This window comes from Alcanivorax sp. NBRC 102024, from assembly GCF_001602235.1.
Classification (GTDB): Bacteria; Pseudomonadota; Gammaproteobacteria; order Pseudomonadales; family Alcanivoracaceae; genus Alcanivorax.
Genome location: NZ_BDAS01000003.1, coordinates 157,964 through 180,546, shown reverse-complemented (window position 1 = coordinate 180,546; position 22,583 = coordinate 157,964). Strand labels below are relative to the sequence as shown.

Annotated in this window: 20 protein-coding genes; 19 read left to right on the top strand and 1 reads right to left on the bottom strand. The window is 59.4% G+C overall.

The annotated features are described in order from the left end of the window. The first annotated feature begins 188 nt into the window (after window positions 1-188). The 3 genes from prmB (at window position 189) to A0251_RS07090 (ending at window position 3,674) form a co-directional block, all read left to right on the top strand. The gene (prmB, locus tag A0251_RS07100) at window positions 189-1,115 is read left to right on the top strand and encodes a 50S ribosomal protein L3 N(5)-glutamine methyltransferase (RefSeq protein ID WP_062816156.1); all 927 of its coding nucleotides are present in this window, start codon (window positions 189-191) and stop codon (window positions 1,113-1,115) included. A 69-nt stretch (window positions 1,116-1,184) separates the two neighbouring features. After that, entirely contained in the window at window positions 1,185-2,270 is a 1,086-nt protein-coding gene (gene aroC / locus A0251_RS07095; RefSeq protein WP_062816155.1) for a chorismate synthase, read from the top strand. 258 nt (window positions 2,271-2,528) lie between these two features. Continuing rightward, complete coding sequence (locus A0251_RS07090; protein ID WP_062816154.1) at window positions 2,529-3,674, top strand: MFS transporter; 1,146 nt, start codon at window positions 2,529-2,531, stop codon at window positions 3,672-3,674. Window positions 3,675-3,696: 22 nt separating this feature from the next. On the opposite strand, the gene A0251_RS07085 is transcribed toward A0251_RS07090, so the two are convergent. Beyond that, on the bottom strand, window positions 3,697-4,572 hold the full coding sequence (locus tag A0251_RS07085) for a LysR family transcriptional regulator (protein WP_082810792.1): 876 nt from the start codon (window positions 4,570-4,572) through the stop codon (window positions 3,697-3,699). A gap of 159 nt (window positions 4,573-4,731) precedes the next feature. Here A0251_RS07085 and leuC point away from each other — a divergent pair, with 159 nt between their 5' ends. From leuC to purF, 16 genes are all read left to right on the top strand, one after another. After that, window positions 4,732-6,150, top strand: coding sequence for a 3-isopropylmalate dehydratase large subunit (gene leuC / locus A0251_RS07080; RefSeq protein ID WP_062816153.1), 1,419 nt, complete (start codon window positions 4,732-4,734; stop codon window positions 6,148-6,150). Window positions 6,151-6,160: 10 nt separating this feature from the next. Further along, a complete protein-coding gene (leuD, locus tag A0251_RS07075) occupies window positions 6,161-6,799 on the top strand; it encodes a 3-isopropylmalate dehydratase small subunit (protein WP_062816152.1) in 639 nt (212 codons plus the stop codon). 43 nt (window positions 6,800-6,842) lie between these two features. Next, window positions 6,843-7,283 carry a hypothetical protein gene (locus A0251_RS07070; protein WP_062816151.1) on the top strand — a complete coding sequence of 147 codons (441 nt, stop codon included), beginning with the start codon at window positions 6,843-6,845 and terminating at the stop codon, window positions 7,281-7,283. Between the two features lie 26 nt (window positions 7,284-7,309). Continuing rightward, complete coding sequence (leuB, locus tag A0251_RS07065; RefSeq protein ID WP_062816150.1) at window positions 7,310-8,386, top strand: 3-isopropylmalate dehydrogenase; 1,077 nt, start codon at window positions 7,310-7,312, stop codon at window positions 8,384-8,386. A 62-nt stretch (window positions 8,387-8,448) separates the two neighbouring features. Continuing rightward, window positions 8,449-9,561, top strand: a complete 1,113-nt coding sequence (gene asd, locus A0251_RS07060; RefSeq protein ID WP_062816149.1) for an aspartate-semialdehyde dehydrogenase — start codon at window positions 8,449-8,451, stop codon at window positions 9,559-9,561. 126 nt (window positions 9,562-9,687) lie between these two features. After that, window positions 9,688-10,701: an aspartate-semialdehyde dehydrogenase gene (locus A0251_RS07055; protein ID WP_062816148.1), complete on the top strand. Its 1,014-nt coding sequence runs from the start codon at window positions 9,688-9,690 to the stop codon at window positions 10,699-10,701. 164 nt (window positions 10,702-10,865) lie between these two features. Next, window positions 10,866-14,003 (top strand): FimV/HubP family polar landmark protein, encoded by a 3,138-nt coding sequence (locus A0251_RS07050; protein ID WP_062816147.1) that lies wholly within the window; start codon window positions 10,866-10,868, stop codon window positions 14,001-14,003. 69 nt (window positions 14,004-14,072) lie between these two features. Beyond that, entirely contained in the window at window positions 14,073-14,876 is an 804-nt protein-coding gene (gene truA, locus A0251_RS07045; RefSeq protein ID WP_062816146.1) for a tRNA pseudouridine(38-40) synthase TruA, read from the top strand. Between the two features lie 83 nt (window positions 14,877-14,959). Further along, window positions 14,960-15,616, top strand: coding sequence for a phosphoribosylanthranilate isomerase (locus A0251_RS07040; RefSeq protein WP_062816145.1), 657 nt, complete (start codon window positions 14,960-14,962; stop codon window positions 15,614-15,616). Then, complete coding sequence (trpB, locus tag A0251_RS07035) at window positions 15,609-16,820, top strand: tryptophan synthase subunit beta (RefSeq protein ID WP_062816144.1); 1,212 nt, start codon at window positions 15,609-15,611, stop codon at window positions 16,818-16,820. Before A0251_RS07040 ends, trpB begins: the two co-directional genes overlap by 8 nt. 9 nt (window positions 16,821-16,829) lie before the next feature. Beyond that, window positions 16,830-17,633: a tryptophan synthase subunit alpha gene (trpA, locus tag A0251_RS07030; RefSeq protein WP_062816143.1), complete on the top strand. Its 804-nt coding sequence runs from the start codon at window positions 16,830-16,832 to the stop codon at window positions 17,631-17,633. 12 nt (window positions 17,634-17,645) lie between these two features. Further along, a complete protein-coding gene (gene accD, locus A0251_RS07025) occupies window positions 17,646-18,527 on the top strand; it encodes an acetyl-CoA carboxylase, carboxyltransferase subunit beta (protein WP_062816142.1) in 882 nt (293 codons plus the stop codon). Continuing rightward, complete coding sequence (locus A0251_RS07020; RefSeq protein WP_062816141.1) at window positions 18,520-19,755, top strand: folylpolyglutamate synthase/dihydrofolate synthase family protein; 1,236 nt, start codon at window positions 18,520-18,522, stop codon at window positions 19,753-19,755. The genes accD and A0251_RS07020 overlap by 8 nt, the downstream gene beginning before the upstream one ends. After that, window positions 19,748-20,344 carry an SPOR domain-containing protein gene (locus A0251_RS07015; RefSeq protein ID WP_231874185.1) on the top strand — a complete coding sequence of 199 codons (597 nt, stop codon included), beginning with the start codon at window positions 19,748-19,750 and terminating at the stop codon, window positions 20,342-20,344. Before A0251_RS07020 ends, A0251_RS07015 begins: the two co-directional genes overlap by 8 nt. Window positions 20,345-20,492: 148 nt before the next feature. Continuing rightward, on the top strand, window positions 20,493-20,978 hold the full coding sequence (locus A0251_RS07010; protein WP_062816139.1) for a CvpA family protein: 486 nt from the start codon (window positions 20,493-20,495) through the stop codon (window positions 20,976-20,978). Between the two features lie 68 nt (window positions 20,979-21,046). After that, window positions 21,047-22,570 (top strand): amidophosphoribosyltransferase, encoded by a 1,524-nt coding sequence (gene purF / locus A0251_RS07005; RefSeq protein ID WP_062816138.1) that lies wholly within the window; start codon window positions 21,047-21,049, stop codon window positions 22,568-22,570. The last annotated feature ends 13 nt before the right edge of the window (window positions 22,571-22,583 follow it).

Here is a 22,583-nt window from a genome sequence, read left to right as displayed (position 1 = left end):
CCGCACTTTATACGCAATCCTTGCTCGGCTGAAAATGATGGCACTGAATTCTGTTCGGATGGCTGAAGAGGATCCCTGCTTGACCATCGACCCCTCCTGTGGCTTTAAACGGGCCAGCAAGGCATTCTCTGGCAGGTCCTCCTCATGGATTCTGTGCTAACCTTCGCCGCCTGCTTGAGGAGGATGCCGTGATTAGCCCGCAACAACACCAGGAAGCCGTGACGGCGCTACAGACAGTGAGGGATTGCCTGCGCTTCGGTGAAAGCGCGCTGCGTGCCGGTGACGTTTTTTTTGGCCATGGTAATGATGATCCCTGGGATGAGGCCCTGGCCTTGCTGATGCACACCCTGTCGCTGCCGTTGCAGAGCGACCCGCGTATCCTGGATGCCCGCTTGCTGCCCTCCGAGGTCAGTGACTATCTGGACCTCTTGTCACGGCGGGTAAATGACCGGGTCCCGGTGCCGTATCTGACCCATGAAGCCTGGTTCTGCGGGTTGCCCTTTTACGTGGACGAGCGCGTGCTGATCCCCCGTTCGCCGCTGGCGGAGCTCATCGAGCAATCTTTCACTCCCTGGGTGGATCCTGAGCAGGTCCATGCGGTGCTGGATCTGTGTACGGGCAGCGGCTGTATTGCCATTGCCTGTGCCTATGCGTTTGAGCAGGCGAGGGTGGACGGCAGCGATATCAGTGAAGAGGCCCTGGCGGTCTGTGAAGAGAATATTCGCCGTCACGGCCTGGCAGGGCAGGTGAGAGCATTGCATTCCGACGGTCTTGCCCAGGTGGACGGTCCCTATGACCTGATTGTCTCCAACCCCCCCTACGTGGATGCGCAGGATATGGCCAGCCTGCCGGATGAATACCGCCATGAGCCGGAGTTGGCGCTGGCCTCCGGAGAGGATGGGCTGGATTTTACCCGCCGCTTGCTGCGTGAGGCCCCGGATCAGCTCACCGACCATGGTGTGTTGATCGTGGAAGTGGGCAACAGCTGGGAAGCCATGGTCAATCAGTGGCCCCAGGTGCCGTTCTTCTGGTTCGAATTCGAGCGCGGCGGTCACGGGGTATTCATGCTTACCCGCCAACAGCTGCTAGAATACCGCCAACAGTTTTCTTCCTGAGCCTCTGATGCTCCTTTCATCCGACCGGTGAAGGGAGTCAGCAATGGCCCAATGCTTTAGAGGATCCGCATGTCCGGCAACAGTTTCGGTGAACGTTTTCGCATCACCACCTTTGGTGAGAGTCATGGCCTGGCATTGGGGGCCATTGTGGATGGCTGCCCGCCAGGGCTGGAAATCAGCGAGGAAGACCTGCAGGTGGAACTGGACCGGCGCAAGCCCGGCACCAGCCGTTATACCACCCAGCGTCGGGAACCGGATCAGGTGAAGATCCTTTCCGGGGTGTTCGAGGGCAAGACCACCGGCACGTCCATTGGACTGTTGATTGAAAACACGGATCAGAAGTCCAAGGACTATTCCGATATCGCCACCACCTTCCGGCCCGGGCATGCGGATTACACCTATACCCAGAAATACGGCTTCCGGGATTACCGGGGCGGTGGTCGTTCCTCTGCCAGGGAAACGGCCATGCGCGTGGCCGCCGGCGCCATTGCCCGCAAGTACCTGGAACAGACTCAAGGTATCCGCATTTACGGTGGCTGTACCCAGATCGGGGCCATCAAGGCCGAGCAGTTCGACTGGTCAACGGTAAACCGCAATCCGTTTTTCTTCCCGGATGCCGACAAGGTGCCGGAGCTGGAAGCGCTCATCAATGCCCTGCGCAAGGACGGTTCTTCCATTGGCGCGCGGGTGGAAGTGTTTGCCGACGGTGTCCCGCCGGGTTGGGGGGAGCCGGTATTCGACCGCATCGACGCAGACCTGGCCAAGGCGATGATGTCCATCAACGCAGTCAAAGGTGTGGAAGTGGGCGATGGCTTTGCGGTCGTCAACCAGCGTGGCGAGGAACATCGTGATGAGATGACGCCGGACGGGTTTCTCAGCAACCATGCCGGCGGGGTCCTCGGGGGGATCAGCTCCGGGCAGACCATTCGTGTGGCCATGGCACTCAAGCCCACTTCCAGCATTCTGATTCCCGGCAAGAGCATTGATCTGCAAGGGAATCCGGTGGAGGTGATCACCAAGGGGCGTCACGACCCATGCGTGGGGGTGCGTGCCACCCCCATCGCCGAAGCCATGCTGGCCCTTGTGCTGATGGATCACTGCCTGCGCCATCGGGCCCAGAACGGCGATGTGACGCCACCGTTTCCGGCGATTTAAATGACGAATGCCTGATGCCAGGTCAAGGCGCCGGGATTCGTAGGGCGGAAATGGCCGTCAGCCCATTTCCGCCGATCTCGTGCCATAGTGAGTAGGGTGTACTTAGCCCAAGGCGAACTGCACCATCAAGCGCCGGATCGATGCAATTCGCCTTGGGCTCAGTGCACCCAGCAAAAAAAACGCGGGACTGCCCGAACAAAAAAGCGGCCGCCGCACAATGTCTCGCTCACGTTCCAAGCCAAGAGCAAGGTTCGCTCCATGCCCTATTACTGGCGACTGTCAGGCTTCTATTTTCTCTATTTCGGACTGCTGGGCACCCTGGTGCCTTACTGGTCCTTGTATCTGAAAGACCTGGGATTCAGTGCTGCTGCCATCGGTCTGTTGATGGCGATTCCGCAACTGACCAAGATCGGCGCTCCCAATCTTTGGGGCTGGCTGGCGGACCGCAGCGGCCAGCGTCTTCGTATCATCCGGGCCGGCAATCTGCTGGCGGCAGTGGTATTCCTGCCGGTGTTCTGGATCGATCAGTTCTGGTCCATGGCCGCACTGCTGGTGTCGTTCAGCTTCTTCTGGAACGCGGTGCTGGCCCAGTTTGAAGTGCTCACCCTGCAATCTCTTGGGCGTCAGTCTCATCGCTACAGTCTGGTACGCCTGTGGGGCTCGGTGGGTTTTATCCTGGCAGTGCTGGTGCTTGGTGAGGCTCTGGACCGGTTTGGTACTGAGCTGCTGCCCTGGGTGTTAAGCGCTCTGCTATGGCTGCTGTGGCTGGGTACGCTGACGTTGCCGGCCGGTGACGGGGTGGCGCGTCAGCGGAAACAGGGCGAGCCCTCTGTATGGCGCGTATTGCGCCGTCCCGCCGTTTCCCTGTTTCTGGTGTCGGCGTTTCTGATGCAGCTTTCCCACGGGCCTTACTACACCTTCTACAGCATCTATCTGCAGGATCTAGGGTTCAGCAAGTTTGTGGTGGGGAGTCTGTGGGCGTTGGGCGTACTGGCGGAAGTGGGGCTGTTTCTGGTCATGCACCGGTTGATGCGGCGTTTCTCCATACCCTGGATTCTGGTGGCCAGTCTGTTTTTGGCCGCCCTCCGTTGGCTGCTGATTGGCGTGGTGGCCGATTCCCTGTTCTGGCTGGCCTTTGCCCAGCTGCTCCATGCGGCCAGTTTCGGCAGCTTCCACGCGGGCAGTATCGCCTGGGTGCACAAACAGTTCGGGGCGTCACTGGGCGGTCAGGGACAGGCTCTCTATTCCAGCCTGGGCTTTGGTGCAGGGTGGGCCGCCGGGGCCGGACTGTCCGGTTTGCTCTGGCAGCAGTGGGGAGTCCATCTGTTCTTCGGCGCTGGGCTGGCCGCCGTGCTGGCGGCCATGTTGCTGATGGTTGGCGGTGTAACGCGTTCCCGCGATTAGCGGGACGCTGCGGTGGTAAGGGTTATAGCCCGGACGCCTCAAGGGCCTGCAAAAACGCCTTGGCGGCGTTGGAACGGGTGCGGGCCGGGTGGATCACCACGCCCAGTTCCCGTTCCGGCAAGGGCACGTCCACGGCCAGTTCCACCACCGAACCATCCACCATGGTGGCGGGCAGAACACTCCAGCCCAGGCCGATGGAGACCATCATGTGGATGGTTTCCAGATAGTTGGTGGACATGGCGATATTGAGCTTCAGGTTATGCTCGTCAAAGAGCCGCTCCACGATACCGCGGGTAAAGGTGACCGGTGACGGCAGGATGGCGCTGTAGCCGGTGAGGGTTTCCAGGGTGATATTCTCCACCTTCGCCAGCGGGTGCTCGGGGGCGCACATGAATACCAGTGGATCGCGCCAGATCACGTCACTCTGCAGACGGTCATCCGGTTGCGGGGGCAGGGTGACCACACCCATTTCCAGTTCCCCGTGCAGCACCCCCTCCCAGGCTTCCTCCGAATCAATAAAATGGATATCCAGCTCCACCTTTGGATAATCCCGGGAAAACTGGCGCAGTACCGGTGGCAGGCGATGCAGGCCGATGTGGTGGCTGGTGCCGATACGCAGTTTGCCGGTGACGGAACCGGACAGATCATGGATGGCCCGGGCCATATCTTCCACATCCATCAGCACCTGGCGGGCGCGGGGCAGCAGGGATCGGCCGGCTTCGGTAAGCTGAATCTGGCGGCCCACCCGGTCAAACAGACGGGCGCCAAGTTGCTGTTCGAGCAGGGCAATACGCTTGCTGATGGCGGGTTGGGTGATGTAAAGGCGCTCTGCGGCAGCAGAAAACGAGCCGGTTTCGGCCACCGCCATGAAGGCGCTGAGAGTCGGCGTGTCTATCATTCCCGGTGCGTCCAGTTATTCGGTTGCGAGATAATAATTGGTTATCTTAAAAATGAAAAATATGAATTGGATTTATTGATGGGTGAACCCTACATTAATAGTTATTGACAAACCAGTCGCAATGGTGAAGTTGCTGCACCGCGACACAGGGAGAGACACATGGCCGGCAAAACCCTCTATGACAAATTGTGGGACGCTCACCTCGTCACCGAGCGTGAGGATGGCTCCGCACTGATCTATATCGATCGTCAGATCATTCATGAGGTGACGTCGCCACAGGCCTTCGAGGGCTTGCGTCTGGCGGGTCGCAAACCCTGGCGTACGGGTGCCAGCGTGGCCACCATCGATCACAACGTGCCGACCACCCCATTCAAATCCGCAGCGGAAATTGTGGATGAAACCTCCCGCATCCAGGTGCAGACCCTGCAGGACAACACCAAGGAGTTCGGCATTACCGAATTCGGCATTGGCGATGTTCGCCAGGGCATCGTGCATGTGATGGCCCCGGAACAGGGCGCAGTGGTCCCCGGGATGACGGTGGTCTGCGGTGATTCGCACACCTCTACCAATGGCGCGCTTGCCTGTCTGGCCCATGGTATTGGCACCAGCGAGGTAGAGCATGTGTTGGCTACCCAGACCCTGGTGGCGAAAAAAATGAACAATATGCGTGTCAGCGTGGAAGGGGAGCTGGGTCCCGGTGTCACCGCCAAAGATGTGGTGTTGCATATCATCGGGATTATCGGCACCGCCGGGGGTACCGGGTATGCGCTGGAATTTGCTGGCAGTGCCATTCGCAGTCTTTCCATGGAAGGCCGGATGACGATCTGCAACATGTCCATCGAAGCCGGTGCCCGTGCCGGCATGGTGGCGGTGGATGATGTCACCATTGATTATGTGAAGGGCCGTCCCTTTGCCCCCAGCGGCGCAGACTGGGACAAGGCCGTGGAATACTGGCGCACGCTGGTGTCCGATGCCGATGCGCAATTCGACCAGGACATCACCATCGATGCGGTGGACATCAAACCCCAGGTTTCGTGGGGGACCAGCCCGGAGATGGTCGTGCCAGTGGATGCCAACCTGCCGGATCCCGCCGCCGAGAGCGATGAGGTGAAGCGCTCGGGCATGACACGTGCCTATGCCTACATGGGGCTCAAGCCGGGTATGCCGGTGACGGATATCAAAGTGGACCGGGTGTTTATCGGTTCCTGCACCAACTCCCGTATCGAGGATTTGCGTGCCGCTGCCGAAGTGGCCCGGGGCCGCAAGAAGTCAGCGTCGGTTAAGCAGGTGCTGGTGGTGCCCGGTTCCGGCCTGGTCAAACGGCAGGCGGAGCAGGAAGGTCTGGACAAGATCTTTATCGAAGCCGGCTTCGAGTGGCGTGAGCCGGGCTGTTCCATGTGTCTGGCCATGAACCCGGACCGTTTGGAAGCCGGGGAGCATTGTGCATCCACGTCCAACCGTAATTTTGAGGGACGCCAGGGCAACGGCGGCCGCACGCATCTGGTGAGCCCTGCCATGGCCGCCGCCGCGGCAGTGGCCGGTCACTTCGTCGATATTCGCGAACTCGACCGGGCCTGAGGAGAACATCATGGAAAAATTTATTCGTCAGGAAGGGCTGGTCGCACCGTTGGATCGTGCCAATGTGGACACCGACCAGATCATTCCCAAGCAGTTTCTCAAATCCATCAAACGCACGGGTTTCGGGCCGAACCTGTTTGATGAGTGGCGCTATCTGGATGAAGGCTTTCCTGGCCAGGACAGTAGCCAGCGGCCGAAAAACGAAGACTTCGTGCTCAACCAGGCACGCTATCAGGGCGCCAGCATTCTGCTTACCCGTCGCAACTTCGGGTGCGGCTCCAGCCGTGAGCATGCCCCCTGGGCGCTGATGGATTTCGGTTTCAAGGCCATCATCGCGCCGAGCTTTGCAGATATCTTCTACAACAACTGCTTCAAAAACGGATTGTTGCCCATTGTGTTGTCTGAGGATAACGTGGAAGCCCTGTTCAGAGCGGTGGAAGGGAAGGAAGGCTTCCGGATCACCATTGATCTGGAGCAGCAGCAGGTAATCCCGGAAAACGGAGAGCCACTGCCGTTCGAGATTGATGAGTTCCGCAAGCATTGTCTGCTCAATGGTCTGGATGAAATCGGCCTCACACTGAATGAGGCGGACACCATTCGTGCCTATGAAGCACGCCGCGCCGAGCGTGAACCCTGGATTTTCCAGTAACAGAGTCCGGGACCATTAAAAGAAAAAACCAGGAGGCGACACCATGTTGCGAATTTTATCTCTGCTGTCAGTACTGACTCTGGCCGGTTGTGCGACCGGTATGTACAACGAACCGGACGCAGGAGATGCGGCCAAACTGAGCGTGGATAACCAGCTCTCCGTCGCGTCTCAGGATGAGAATGCCGGTGGTTGGCAGATGCCTACCAGCAGCGCCGCCAAGGCAGAAATTTTCAAGGTCGATGGTGACCGGATTTCCGAGCAGGGCGGGGTGGAATCGGTGTTCATTGATGCCGGTGAGCGTTCCGTTGAAGTGTTCGCCGATCAGGGCGGCATTCTGCGGTTCGGTAAATTCCGCCATACCTTTGAAGAAAAGGGTATCTACCAGGTGCGGATCAAGCCGTCTTCCGGCAGCAAGGGCGATTACACCCTGGAGCTGGTCAAGGCCTCCGCACCGAATGATGTGCTGGTAAGCAAAAACTTTTAAACCCAGAGAGTAAACAGGAAGCAGGAATGAGCAAGGTACTGGTGTTGCCCGGCGACGGTATCGGCCCGGAAATCGTGAATGAAGCGGTGAAAGTGCTGAATGTCGCCAAGCAGAAGTTTGGCCTCGAGGTTGAGCTGGATGAGGCCCTGGTGGGCGGCGCGGCGGTGGATGCGGAAGGTGATCCGCTGCCGGAAGGTACCCTGGACAAGGCCCGCGCTGCGGATGCGATTCTGTTTGGCTCTATCGGTGGCCCCAAGTGGGACACCATTGAGCGGGACAAGCGCCCGGAGCGGGGGCTGCTGCGCCTGCGTTCCTCGTTGGGCCTGTTCGCCAATTTGCGCCCGGCGATCCTGTTTCCGCAACTGGCGGATGCATCCAGCCTCAAGCCTGAAGTGGTTTCCGGTCTGGACATTCTGATTGTGCGCGAGCTGACCGGTGGCATCTACTTCGGTCAGCCCCGCGGAATCAGGGAAGAGAACGGCGAGCGCGTGGGTTTCAATACCTACGTCTACACCGAGTCGGAAATGCGCCGCATCGCCAAGGTGGCGTTCGAGCTGGCCATGAAGCGTGGCAAGCGAGTCTGCTCGGTGGACAAGGCCAACGTGCTGGAAGTCACCGAGCTCTGGAAAGAAGTGGTCACCGAGGAGGCCAAGGCCTACCCGGAGATCGAGTTGTCTCATATGTATGTGGACAATGCGGCCATGCAGTTGGTGCGTGCGCCGAAACAGTTTGATGTGATTGTCACCGGCAACCTGTTTGGTGACATTCTCTCCGATGAAGCCGCCATGCTCACCGGCTCCATCGGAATGCTGCCCTCCGCGTCCCTGGACGAGAACCGCAAGGGCTTGTACGAACCCTGCCATGGCTCGGCACCGGATATTGCCGGCCAGGGTATTGCCAACCCGCTGGCGACCATCATGTCGCTGGCCATGCTGATGCGTTACAGCCTGGAGCGCGGCGATGTGGCGGATGCCATCGAAGCGGCGGTAGAGCGGGTACTGGATCAGGGGTTGCGTACTGCGGACATCTACACCGAGGGCACTCGCAAAGTGGGCACTGAAGAGATGGGTAGCGCCGTGGCCGAAGCTCTGGCCCAGGCGTAATAGCGCGTTCACCCGTTTATTCACAGATAGAAAGGGCAATCCTTTCAGGAGACTGTTTTCCAATGAAGAAAGTCGGTTTTGTCGGCTGGCGTGGCATGGTGGGTTCCGTTCTGATGGAACGCATGATTGCCGAAAATGATTTTGCAGATATCGAACCGGTCTTTTTCTCGACCTCCCAGGTCGGACAGGCGGGCCCCGATGTGGGCAAGGACATTCCTGCCCTGGGTGATGCCAAGAGCATTGATGAGCTGAAAAGCCTGGATGTGATCGTGACCTGTCAGGGCGGCGATTACACCAATGAGGTCTATCCCAAACTGCGTGAAGCTGGCTGGGACGGTTACTGGATTGATGCCGCCTCGGCCCTGCGCATGGCGGACAACAGCGTTATCGTGCTGGATCCGGTGAACCGCAAAGTGATTGATAGCGCCCTGGAAAAGGGTGTGAAGGATTATGTGGGCGGCAACTGCACCGTGAGCCTGATGCTGATGGCCCTCGGTGGTCTGTTCAATGAAGGACTGGTGGAATGGGCCAGCGCCCAGACCTATCAGGCGGCATCCGGTGCCGGCGCCCAGAACATGCGCGAGCTGATTGCCCAGATGGGCAAGATCCACGGCGATGTGGCAGACAAGCTGGCGGATCCGGCCAGCGCGATTCTGGATATCGACAGCCAGGTGGCGGCCACCATGCGTAGCAGCGATCTGCCCGCAGAACATTTCGGTCACTCCCTGGCGGGCTCTTTGCTGCCCTGGATCGACAAGGAAATGGAGAATGGGCAGAGCAAGGAAGAATGGAAGGCTCAAGCGGAAACCAACAAGATTTTGGGTCGTGGTGCGGATCCCATTGCTCTGGACGGTACCTGTGTGCGCATCGGTGCCATGCGTTGCCATGCCCAGGCCATCACTGTGAAGCTCACTCGCGATGTGCCCCTGGAGGAAATCTACCAGATCATTGGCAAGGCCAATGACTGGGTGAAAGTGGTGCCCAATGAGAAAGAGGCGACCCTTCGGGATCTGACTCCCACGGCGGTGACCGGTACCCTGAGTATTCCGGTGGGCCGGCTGCGCAAGCTCAACATGGGCGGCGAGTACCTGAATGCCTTCACCGTGGGCGACCAGCTGCTGTGGGGCGCCGCGGAGCCGCTGCGTCGCATGCTGCGCATCCTTATGGAGCGCTAGAAAGCAGTTAAAAGTTGAAAGTGGAAAAGCGCGGGCAGGGCCGAGGTAGTATCAAGGCCGTGCCCGCGTTTGTATTTGTGGGGGACGTGATCCGCGTTCCCGCAGCATCGTTCTAGCGAGGTTTCTATGCGCGCTATCAATCTTGCCATTGTCGGTGCAACCGGACTGGTCGGTGAGGCGATTCTCAAATTGCTTGCGGAGCGACAGTTCCCGGTCGGCGAGCTTTTTCTTCTGGCGTCAGACAATGGTGCAGGCGCCAAGGTGTCATTTGCAGGTAAATCGGTGATCGTCAAAAAAGCCGAAGATTTTGACTTTTCCCAGGTGGAGGTGGCGCTCTTTGCTGCGGGTGCCAGCGTCAGTCAGCAGCTGGCTCCCCGGGCCGCAGAGGCCGGGGCCGTGGCGGTGGACCTGTCACCGGCGTTTCGATACGAATCCGACGTGCCGTTGCTGGTTGCCGACGTCAATGACGAGCTGCTGGCCCAGGCCCGGGAGAACAACCTGGTTGCGTGTGCCGATGCGGCCACCGTCCAGCTGGTCCGTACACTCAAGCCCCTGGCCGACCTGGCTCCGCTCCAGGAAGTGGTGGTGACCCAGTTTCAGGCGGTGTCCGCCACGGGCAAAAGCGGGGTGGATCAGCTTGCACAGCAGAGCGTACGGTTGCTCAATGGCCTGTCTCCCAGCGAGGCGGCCCAGGCCCAGATCGCGTTCAATGTGCTGCCGGTCAGTGGCCAGGTCCAGGAAAATGGCTTTACCAGCGAAGAGCTCAAATTGATGCTGGAAACCCGCCGCATTCTGGCTGAGCAACCCCTGTCGGTGCAGGTTACCACGGTGCGGGTGCCGGTTTTCTATGGGCATGGCCAGAGTGTGTCGGTTCGTAGCATCCAGCCGCTGGCCATGGCGCAGGCGCTTACCGTCTGGGAAGCGCAGAACGACGTGGATGTGCTGGACAATGAGGATCCACAGGCCATGTCTCCGGTTGCCTCGGTGGAAGGGGAGCCGTGCCTGCGGATTTCCCGAACCCGGGAAGACATGGAAGGCAGCGGCGGTTTGAGCTATTTTAGCGTCGCCGACAATGTCCGTTGGGGGGCCGCGCTGAATGCGGTGAAGGTGGTCGAGAAGTTGCTAAAAGACTATCTGTAATGGATACTTACTGACATTATGTGACGCGGTTTCTAGGTTTTGACCCCAGCCTGGGGCAAAATGTGTGACCAGCGTCATAGGACTGCTTGCCGCCTCGGGTTCGTCCGGTAGCGCCCGCGGGATCGGGCTGAGCGCGGGAAACATAATAAATAAAGGGTTCGACCATGCTTCGAAAACTTGGGTTTGGCTTAACCGCACTGGTCATCATGTCACCAGGCGTTGCGGCAGCTTTAGGGGTTGGGGAATACGAGCTGAATTCCTACCTTAATCAGCCCCTGGATATGGAAATTTCCTTGCATGAGGTTGGGGATCTGACCGAAGAGGAAATTCTCGTGAATCTGGCGTCGCAGGCCGAATTTGATGCGGCGGGGGTGGATCGCGCCTATTTTCTCAACCGTATGGATTTTGCGGTGGAGAAGCAGGGGGCTGACAAAGCACGACTGCGTATCACCACGGACCAACCGGTTCGTGAGCCCTACCTGAATTTCCTGGTGGAATTTCTCTGGCCTACCGGCCGACTGATGCGTGAGTACACGGTGTTGCTGGACCCGCCCAGCTACGCGGACAGTGCAGCGACCACCACGCCAACGATCAGTCGTGCGCCCCAGCCGGTTTCTCGAAGCGAGCCGCAGGTGCAGCCCTCTCCCCAGCGCCCGGTTTCGCCGGCTCCGGCACAGCCTGCGCCAGCCGAACCGGCCGCACAGCCGTCAGTACCGGCTTCACCGATGGCCGACAGCGGTGCTCGTAATTCGTACACGGTGAAAGCCTCTGACACGATGTGGCGTATTGCTCTGGATAATCGTCCGGCTGACAGTGTTTCCGTGCAGCAAATGCTGGTCGCCATCCAGACCATGAATCCGGATGCGTTCATTAACAACAATGTGAACCTGGTACGGGAAGGCACCGTGCTGCGCATTCCCAACGAGCAGGAAGTGCGCACCATCTCAACCCGCAACGCCATCGTTGAAGTGGCGGACCAGAACCGCAAATGGCGCGAAATGCTCGAGGCCCGTGGCATTCAGGCCCCCCAGCAGCGCGCCCAACTGGATGGCAGCCGTCAGGTTGCCGATAGCGATGAAGATGACCGGGGCCCAACTACCGGCCAGGTGAAACTGGTTTCCCCGGAGTCTGCGGCCGGTGTGGATGACGGTGACAGTACTGGCTCTGCCAGTGACGGGAATGCCAACACGGCGGTGCTTGAGAATGAACTGGCCATTCGCGATGAAAATCTGGACCGTCTTGATCGCGAAAACGCAGAACTGAAATCCCGCCTGGGTGACCTGGAAGAGCAGACTCGTACCAGCGAGCAGCTCCTGAAACTGCGTAACGACCAGATTGCCCAGTTGCAGGAAGAACTCCGCAAGCTGCGTGAGCAGGAAGGCGTCGTTGTGGACGGGGAAGACCCGCTCATGGACGCGCCTGCCGAACCGGAAGTGGTTGCCGTGGAAGCGGGCACTGATGGCACGCCTGACAGTGATGTCGCTGCGGACACTTCCGAACCGGAATCCACAGAAACCTTGCAGGGTGGTGATTCTTCGGACGCACGCCTCGACGACAGCGCCTCTGCGGCGGCAGCGGATACCGGGGCAGCGAATCAGGATGAGAGCGTTGACGGCAGCGAGTCGGCAGAAGGGGACGCCACGGTTGTCGCCGGCGGCGAACCGACAACGGCAAAAGCACCGGAAGTGGCAAAACCCGAACCGGTAGCCCCGGCACAGCCTCCGGTCCAGCAGCAGGGCGGCATTGTGTCTCTGTTGATTGATAACCTGATGTATATCGCCCTGGCTCTGGTTGCCATCCTGCTGCTGGTATTCGTGCTGCTTCGCAGCAAGAAGAAAGACGATGCTGACCAGGACTCTGAGGGCGCCCTGTTCGAAGACCTTGATGATGAGGGTCAGGATGAGTTTGGCCTGAACCTGGATGATGACAACGCGGCCACTGGCGCCATCACGGATCATGATGATGACGACGATGCGCCGGAGCAGGGTGGCAGCCAGGATCCGCTGGAAGACGTGGAAGTCTATGTGGCCTATGGCCGTTACCCGCAGGCCGTGGATTTCCTGCGCAATGAAATCAACAAGCACCCCCAGCGAGATGACCTCAAGGTCCGTTTGCTGGAGCTGCTCAAGGAAATGAATGACGACGCTGCTTTCCAGCAGCAAACCAGCATTTTTGCCGGCACCTCCCCCGAGGTCGATGATGCCATCGCCCGCCTTGGTGGTAGCGTGGCGTCAGACGCTTCTGCAGCGGATGATGACGCCTTGTCTCTGGACGATCTGGAAATGGGGCTGTCTTCCGGTCTGGACGACGATGTGCCGACCATGCAGGCGGATGAGCCTGAATCCGGCACCACGGACCAGGCCCCGGAGCCGCAGGGTGATGAGCTGGCTGATTTCGATTTCGAACTCGATGAGAACGGCGACGATGAAGATCACACCGTGATGCTGGACTCTTCCGAGGAGAATACCGCTTCGCTGGATGACGACTTCAGCCTGGATTTCGAAGACGACAGCAAGCCGCAAACCGAGCAGGAAGAGGAAGCGCCTCTTTCCGATGCCGACAAGCAGTCCCTGGGCGCCAGCCCGGTGCTGGAGCTGGACGATGTAAGCAGCGCCTCCATGGGCGACGATGACACCGAGTTCGGCGATTTCAACCTGGACGACATGAGTCTTGAGTTCGATGAGTCCGGTGACAGTGAAGACAGCAAGGAAGAACTGGACCTGTCCCTGGATGATCTGGATCTGGATGGTGGCGCGGATGACAACGCGGATGACACTCTGACGGATCTGGACCTGGAACTGGATGAGGCCGAAAAATCGCTGGCCGAATCGGCGGAAAGTGGCGTTGAGGCTGACGCTGCCAAGGATGATCTTGCCGATCTGGATCTGGACGAGCCAGTAGAGCCGGAGGCGCCGGCCGCCGACAAGGCCGATTCACTGGAAGACCTGTTGGGCGATGACGATCTGGAGATCGAGGAACAGGGCGAGAGCCTGTCTCTGGAAGAGGAGCCTGCCCGGGAAGATGCGCCGGTGGCAGAACCGGAAATCCCTGCCGTCCCGATGCCGCAGGCCGATGAGCTGGCGTCGTCTGCACCGCAAGAATCCGCTGACGTCCTGGGTGACGAGGATGATTTCGATTTCCTCGGCGAAACCGACGAGAACGCCACCAAGCTGGACCTGGCCAAGGCCTATATCGATATGGGGGATACCGAAGGTGCCCGCGATATCCTTAATGAGGTGATCTCGGAAGGCAATGATCAGCAACAGGCGGAAGCCCGTGAGCTGATGTCCCAGGTCGGCTGATACTGGCTGAGCTAGGAAAAAGGGGGGCGATGCCTTAAGGTATCGCCCCCTTTTTGTTTTGGTGGAACCATGGCCCGCATCGCCCTGGGAATCGAATACGACGGTACTGATTTTCGCGGCTGGCAGACCCAGCAGCCCGGCGTCAGAACCGTGCAGGAATGCCTCGAGGAGGCATTATCGAAAGTGGCGGATCATCCGGTATCGGTGGTGTGTGCCGGACGCACCGATGCGGGTGTCCATGGCACCGGGCAGGTGGTGCATTTTGACTCTGATGCGCCCAGAGAGATGAAAAGCTGGATCATGGGCGGGAACACCAACCTGCCCCGGGACGTGACCGTGCGCTGGGCGAAACCGGTAAGCGATGAGTTTCATGCCCGTTTTTCTGCGGTCAGCCGACGCTATCGATACGTGATCTACAATCACTCGCGACCGCCAGCCCTGTACCGCAATCAGGTGACCTGGAATTACCGGCCACTGGATCTGAACGCCATGCGTGAAGCTGCGTCTTGTCTGGTCGGCAGTCATGATTTTACCGCTTACCGAAGTGTGCACTGTCAGGCCAAGTCTCCCCACAAGACACTACACAGTCTGAAACTGCACCAACACGGCAAGGTCATCGTGCTGGAAGCCCATGCTAACGCCTTCTTGATGCATATGGTGCGTAATATGGCGGGCGTATTAATGACAATCGGTGCCGGCAAGAGGCCGGCCACCTGGGCCCGCGAAGTCCTGGAATCCCGAGATCGTCGCAAGGGGGCAGCCACGGCGCCCCCCTATGGTTTGTATCTGGTGGAGATCGAATACCCGGATCAATTCGATTTGCCCAGAGAGCCGCTGGGTCCTCTGTGGTTACCCGATTCCCTTGAGGCATAATGGCAGGGGGTGAGTACAGTCTGGCTCGCTCACGCCCCGGAAATATCCCTAATCCATCGGGCTTTTGATACACTGGAGAACCCATGACCATACCCCGGGTCAAAATCTGTGGCATTACCCGCATTGAGGACGGACTGGCGGCGGCAAACGCCGGTGCTGATGCCATTGGTCTGGTTTTTTACGAGCCCAGTCCCCGTTTTGTGACGGTCGCCAGGGCAGCAGCAATTTGTGCCAGCCTGCCTCCGTTCGTGACTACCGTCGGCCTGTTTGTGAATGCCACACAGGCGGATATAGAGAATGTGCTGAGCCAGGTACCGTTGGATCTGCTGCAATTTCATGGCGATGAGCCTGCAGAGTTCTGTTCCCGTTTTTCGCGCCCCTGGATCAAGGCAGTGCGCATGAAAGACGATGTGGATCTGTATCAATGCGCGGTTCAGTACCGGCAGGCTGCAGGGTTACTGGTGGATAGCTATGTGGCCGGTATTCCGGGGGGGACCGGTGAGACGTTCAATTGGGACAGGTTGCCTAAGGACCTGTCCCTCCCCGTGGTGCTGGCCGGTGGCCTGCAACCGGGTAATGTGGCCGATGCCGTAGCACAGGTGCGGCCATGGGCGGTGGATGTGAGTGGTGGCGTTGAACAGAAAACTGTTCAGGGTGGCCGCAGTGGCGGGATCAAGGATCCTGCCGCCATCCGCGCCTTCATCAAAAGTGCGAAAACACGAGGAGTAGCTGGTGTCTGAACGCCCTGATTTTTCTGCTTTTCCTGACGCCCGAGGCCACTTCGGCCAATTTGGCGGCTGTTTTGTATCCGAGACCCTGATGGGGGCTCTGGACGATCTGGCCGCCATGTATGAGCGTCTCAAGGATGATCCGCAGTTCCGTGCGGATTTCGACTATGATCTGGCCCATTATGTCGGCCGCCCGTCTCCACTGTATCTGGCGGAGCGATGGTCGAAGCAGCTCGGCGGCGCAAAAATCTGGCTCAAGCGTGAGGACCTGAACCACACCGGGGCCCACAAAGTGAACAACACCATTGGCCAGGCGCTGCTTGCCAAACATATGGGCAAGCCACGGGTGATTGCGGAAACCGGGGCAGGGCAGCATGGGGTGGCAACTGCCACCGTGGCCGCCCGGCTGGGGCTCAAGTGCCAGGTGTACATGGGCGCCGAGGATGTGGAGCGACAGAAGCTCAACGTTTACCGCATGAAGTTGCTGGGTGCCGAGGTGATTCCGGTCACCTCCGGTTCGAAAACCCTGAAAGATGCCATGAACGAGGCCATGCGTGACTGGGTCACCAATGTGGATGACACCTTTTACATCATCGGCACCGTGGCAGGCCCGCATCCTTACCCGTTGCTGGTGCGCGATTTCCAGTGCGTGATCGGTCGTGAAGCCCGTGAGCAGAGCCTGAAGCAGGCCGGTAAGCTCCCGGATGCACTGGTGGCCTGTGTCGGTGGTGGCTCCAATGCCATTGGCCTGTTCCACCCCTTCCTCAATGATGATGGGGTGGCCATGTACGGCGTAGAAGCGGCCGGCGACGGGATTGAAACCGGTCGCCATGCGGCTCCGCTGAGTGCAGGGCGCCCGGGTGTGCTGCACGGCAACCGCACTTATCTGATGGAAGACGACAACGGCCAGATCATTGAAACCCATTCCGTGTCTGCCGGCCTGGATTACCCGGGTGTCGGTCCCGAGCACGCCTGGTTGAAGGATCTGGGACGGGTAAATTATGTGTCAGCAGACGACACGGAAGCCCTCTCTGCGTTTCGTGAGTTGACCCGGGTGGAAGGCATCATGCCGGCTCTGGAATCGGCCCATGCGCTTGCCTACGCTCGCAAGCTGGCTCCGACCATGACCCCGGATCAGGACATCGTTATCAACCTGTCCGGTCGAGGGGACAAGGATATTCTGACTGTCGCTGCCATCGATGGCATTGAATTTTAAGGAGCAGTAATGCGTCGTATTGAAAGCTGTTTTCAGCGGCTGGCCGAGCAAAAACGCAAGGCATTGATTCCTTTCGTGACCGCCGGTGACTCCAGTAAGGAAGTGACGGTGCCACTGATGCATGCCATGGTGGAAGCCGGTGCCGACATCATCGAGTTGGGTGTGCCTTTTTCTGACCCCATGGCTGACGGGCCGGTGATCCAGAAGGCCTGCGAGCGGGCCCTGGCCCATGGCACTTCCACTCATGACGTGCTGGCAATGGTAAAGGCATTCCGTGAGCGCGATAGCGAGACACCGGTGGTCCTGATGGGCTATCTGAATCCGGTGGAAGCGCTCGGCTATGAAAACTTTGCCAAGGCGGCCTCACAATCCGGCGTGGATGGCATCCTGCTGGTGGACTTGCCCCCGGAAGAGGCCCTGGAAATCAAGCCGGTGATGGATGCCCACGAGCTGGACATGATTTTCCTGGTGGCCCCGACCACCTCGGATGCCCGTATCAAGCTGATTGGCAAGGCCGGTTCCGGCTACCTGTATTACGTCTCTCTCAAGGGGGTGACAGGCTCGGCCTCCCTGAATGTGGACGAAGTGGCCGGTCGGGTTGAAACAATTCGCAACCTTGCTCAATTGCCCATTGGTGTCGGCTTTGGTATCAAAGACGCTGAATCTGCACAGGCGGTAAGTCGAGTGTCTGATGGTGTGGTTGTCGGGAGTGCCCTGGTGAACCAGATTGCGGCCAATCCGGACAACCCGGAAGCGATCAACCAGTCCATCAGTGACATTCTGGCCGCCATGCGTAACGCTATGGATCAGTAACGGGACCTTTGCATGAGCAACAGCAACTGGCTGGAAAAAATCCTGCCTGCAGTACGCCGCCCCCAGGAAAACCGGCGCAACAGCATTCCCGAGGGGTTGTGGCGCAAGTGCCCACGCTGCGACGGGGTGGTGTATCGGCCCGAACTGGACCGCAACATGGATGTTTGCCCGAAATGTGAGCATCACCTGCGCATCAATGCCCGGCGGCGGCTCAAGCTGTTTCTCGATGAAGGCGTGCAGACGGAAATCGGAGCGGAACTGGCCCCGGTGGATCGTCTCAAGTTCAAGGACTCCAAGAAATACAAGGATCGCCTGGTCGCTGCCCAGAAAGCCACCGAGGAAAACGACGCCCTGATAGCCCTGAAAGGGACGTTGCACGGGGAACCCCTGGTGGCCTGTGCCTTCGAATTCAACTTCATGGGCGGCTCCATGGGCTCTGTGGTGGGTGAGCGGTTTGTCCGTGCCGTAGACGTATGCCTGGAGCAAAAGCTGCCGCTGGTCTGTTTTTCCGCCAGCGGTGGGGCGCGCATGCAGGAAGCCCTGTTCTCCCTGATGCAGATGGCCAAGACCAGCGCGGCGCTGGAAAAGTTGCGGCAGGCGGGTCTGCCGTTTATCTCCGTACTCACCGATCCGGTTTATGGCGGCGTGTCCGCGTCCCTGGCCATGCTGGGTGATGTGAACGTGGCTGAGCCCAATGCCCTGATCGGTTTTGCCGGACCTCGGGTCATTGAACAGACCGTGCGGCAGAAATTGCCTGAAGGTTTCCAGCGTAGCGAGTTCCTCTTGGATCATGGTGCCATCGACATGATCGTGGCTCGCCACGATATGCGCGATACCCTCCATCGCCTGCTGGCGAACATGATGGGCTGGTCCCTCCAGACTGTCGATGACTGACGATCCTGCCGCATCCGCTCTGGCCGCCTGGCTGGAGCGGATCGAGGCCATGCATCCCACCGAAATTGAACTGGGCCTGGAGCGTATTCGCCAGGTGGCCAGTCGTCTCGGGGTGAGCACAATGCCTGTGCCGGTGATCACCGTGGCTGGCACCAATGGGAAAGGCTCCACCCTGCGCCTGATGCAGGTTCTGGCGGAGCGTCATGGCCGAAGAGTCTGTCTTTATACCTCCCCCCATCTGCATCGTTTCAATGAGCGCGTTCGCCTGCCTGATGGTCTGGCGTCTGATCAGCAGCTCTGTGAAGCGTTTGAACAGGTGGAGCAGGCGCGCCAGGACATTTCCCTGACCTATTTCGAGTTCAGTACCCTGGCGGCGCTGTGGCTGTTCCGGCAGAGCGGGGCGGATCTGGTGCTGTTGGAGGTGGGGCTCGGGGGCCGACTTGATGCGGTCAATATCGTCGACCCGGATGTGGCGGTGGTCACCTCGGTGGGGCTGGATCACCAGGACTGGCTGGGTGAGACCCGGGAAGCCATTGCCGGTGAAAAATGCGGGATTGCCCGATCCGGCAAGCCGCTGGTCTTTGGTGAGGCAGACTGGCCGCAAAACCTGCCGGAGCTGGCAGGACAGTATGCCGCGGTGCCGGTGTTTGCCGGCCGGGATTTCCGTCTTGCCCAGCAGGGAGTCACTCTCTGTGATGGGCGTGACCTGGCTTTTCCCGACCGGGTAGTGCTGGGTCGGGATAATCTGGCGACGGCTTGCCAGGCGCTCAGCCTGGCGGGGGTGCAGGTCGACACAGCGGACTGCCAGGCCGTGGCTGAAGTGACCCTGTTCGGGCGTTGTGAATTCCGACAGGTTCAGGGCCGTGCCTGCTGGTTTGACGTGGGCCATAATCTGCCCGCGGTTGCGCGTTTCCTTCAGATGTTGCCCCCCTGTGAGGGGGCGCGACACCTGGTGTTCGGGATGATGGCCGACAAGCCGATCGATGACGTGGTGGCGCTCTTCACCGGACAGCCGGTGAGCTGGCATCTGGCCGCGCCTGCCATTGCCAGGGCCGCCCCCGCGACCAGGCTGGCCGCTGCCTTGCCGGAGCAGGCATCCTGCCGCCAGTACGCTAGTGTCCGTGAGGCGTTGCAGGGTGCCCTTAACGCTGCACAGGCCGACGATCAGGTGCTAATCTTCGGGTCTTTCTATACCGTTGCGGAAGCGAGGGGAGAGCAAGGTGGATAAACGAACCCGTCAGCGCATTGTCGGCGTTGTTCTGTTGTTGGTCCTGGCGGCTGTGCTGGCACCCTTTGTGTTCCGGTCGCCGGAACAGATCCGCAATGCCCTGGATATGCAAATTCCTGATCAGCCGGAGATGACGGCGGTCAACGTGGATCCCGTTGTGACAACCGAGATGGAGGAGGCCGCGGCGGAGCGCATTGAGTCGGAGAGAGAGGCGGTCAGAGCTGCTGCGCAGGAGCATTTGCAGGCGAATCCAGACAGTGCCGAGCCGCCGCCAGCCAAGGAGCCTGTGGTGACGGAGGATGCGCCAGTGCCACCGCCGGCAGATCCGGATGACGGTCCGGTGCTGGCCGGTTTTGTGGTTCAGGTGGGCAGCTATTCCAGTGTCGATAACGCCGAGGCCGTGGTGGAGAAGCTGAAAGCCGCCGGTTACCGGGCATACAGTGAGACTGACAGCCACCAGGGCAAGGTCGTGCACCGTGTCATGGTGGGGCCGGAAATCCACAAGAAAGATGCCGAACGAACCCGCCAGCAGCTGGCGGATGACAGCCGTTTCGGCTTCAAGGGGCTGGTACGGATTTACGCCCCCTGATTGCCGCCATCCACGGGCTGTATCCATGGGCAAGTGGGTCAGCCTCTGTTAAACTTCGCGCTCTGAATTTTCCGGGTGTCCCGCCGCTGGCTACAGCGCAAGGGCACCCCCGGACGAGCGCTTATCCGCCGGTGAGAGCACGCTTTACATGAATCTGGCAGACGCCATCATTCTGATTGTCATCGCAATTTCCGCTTTGCTTAGCGTGCGCCGAGGCTTCACCCGTGAAGCCTTTTCGTTGCTCACCTGGGTGGCGGCCTTTATCATCGCGCGCCTGTTCAGCCCGGCCCTGGATCTTCTTCTTCAGGACCAGATCACCACTCCCAGCCTGCGTGCCGCTGTTGCTTTCGGCTTGCTGTTTGTCTTGACGCTGGTGGTCGGTGCCCTCATTAACCATTTGCTCGGTGAGTTGATTCGTGTCACCGGGCTGAGCAGTACTGATCGATTGCTGGGTATGGTCTTCGGCGCCATGCGAGGTGTGCTGCTGATGGTTGTGCTGGTAGCCCTGGGGCGGCACCTGTTTGGTGCCGATCCATGGTGGCAAGAATCCACTCTGGTTCCGCATCTGGTCATGATGGAAGCGTGGACCCGGGACATGGGCGAAAAACTACTCGCTCTGGTCATGAACGTATAAGCAACGAGGGGCTGCAAGACATCGTTCAGATGAATGCGGTTAACAGCCCCTAACGAGAGGAAAGTACCATGTGCGGCATTGTGGGCATTGTCGGCCATAGCTATGTGAACCAGGGTATCTATGATGCGCTGACAGTCCTTCAGCATCGGGGGCAGGATGCAGCCGGTATCGTTACCTGTGACGGGGATCGTCTTTATCTGCGCAAGGACAACGGCATGGTGCGTGATGTGTTTCGCACCCGCCATATGCGCCGTCTGGTGGGCAACATGGGCATCGGTCATGTGCGCTATCCCACTGCGGGCAGCTCCAGTTCCGCGGAAGCCCAGCCGTTCTATGTGAACTCTCCCTACGGCATCACCCTGGCCCACAACGGCAATCTCACCAATGCCGAGGAATTGGCCGAGCATATCTTCCGGGCCGATCTGCGCCATATCAACACCACCTCCGATTCCGAGGTGCTGCTGAATGTGTTTGCCCACGAACTGCAGAGTCGTGGCAAGTTGCAGCCGGAGCCGGACGATATCTTTGACGCCGTCGCCGCTGTTCACAAGCGGGTGGAAGGGGCCTATGCGGTGGTGGCCATGATTACCGGCTATGGCATTCTGGCGTTTCGTGACCCCCACGGCATTCGTCCGGTCTGTTTCGGTCGCAAGGACACCCCCAATGGTCCCGAGTACATGGTGGCGTCGGAATCTGTGGCTTTGTCTTCCCTGGGGTTTCATATCGAACGGGATCTGGCGCCTGGTGAAGCCATCTACATTACTGCAGAAGGGGAGATGCACACCCGTCAGTGTGCCGACAATCCCAGTCTGCATCCCTGCATTTTCGAGCAGGTTTACCTGGCCCGGCCGGACTCCATCATCGACGGTATTTCGGTGTACAAGGCGCGCCTGCGCATGGGCGAGAAGCTGGCGGAGAAAGTCGAGCGGGAATGGCCGGACCACGACATCGACGTGGTGATCCCGATCCCGGATACCAGCCGTACGTCTGCCCTGCAGATGGCGAACCATCTGGGCGTCAAATACCGTGAGGGTTTCATCAAGAACCGCTACATCGGCCGGACCTTCATCATGCCGGGCCAGCAGCAACGCAAGAAATCCGTGCGCCAGAAACTCAATGCCATTGAGCTGGAGTTCAAAGGCAAGAATGTGCTGTTGGTGGATGACTCCATTGTCCGCGGGACGACCTGTAACGAGATCATCCAGATGGCCCGGGAAGCCGGCGCCCGCAAGGTCTATTTCGCCTCTGCGGCTCCTGCGGTGCAGTATCCCAACGTCTATGGCATTGATATGCCGGCCGCCCAGGAATTGATTGCCCACGGTCGCACCACTGAGGAAATCGGCAAATTGATCGGTGCCGACAAGTTGATTTACCAGGATCTGGAAGATCTGGTGGAGACGTGCAAGGAAGGTAATCCCGGGGTGGAGTCCTTCGACTGTTCCGTGTTCAATGGAACCTATCTGGCGGGCAACATCACCCCGGAATATCTGGCCGGTCTGGAAGCCCGTCGTAACGATATGGCCAAAGGCAGTAGTGAGAAAACCCGCGCATTGGCAGATAACGAGATTATCGATTTGCACAATCCGAACTGAGCAAGACCGAAGG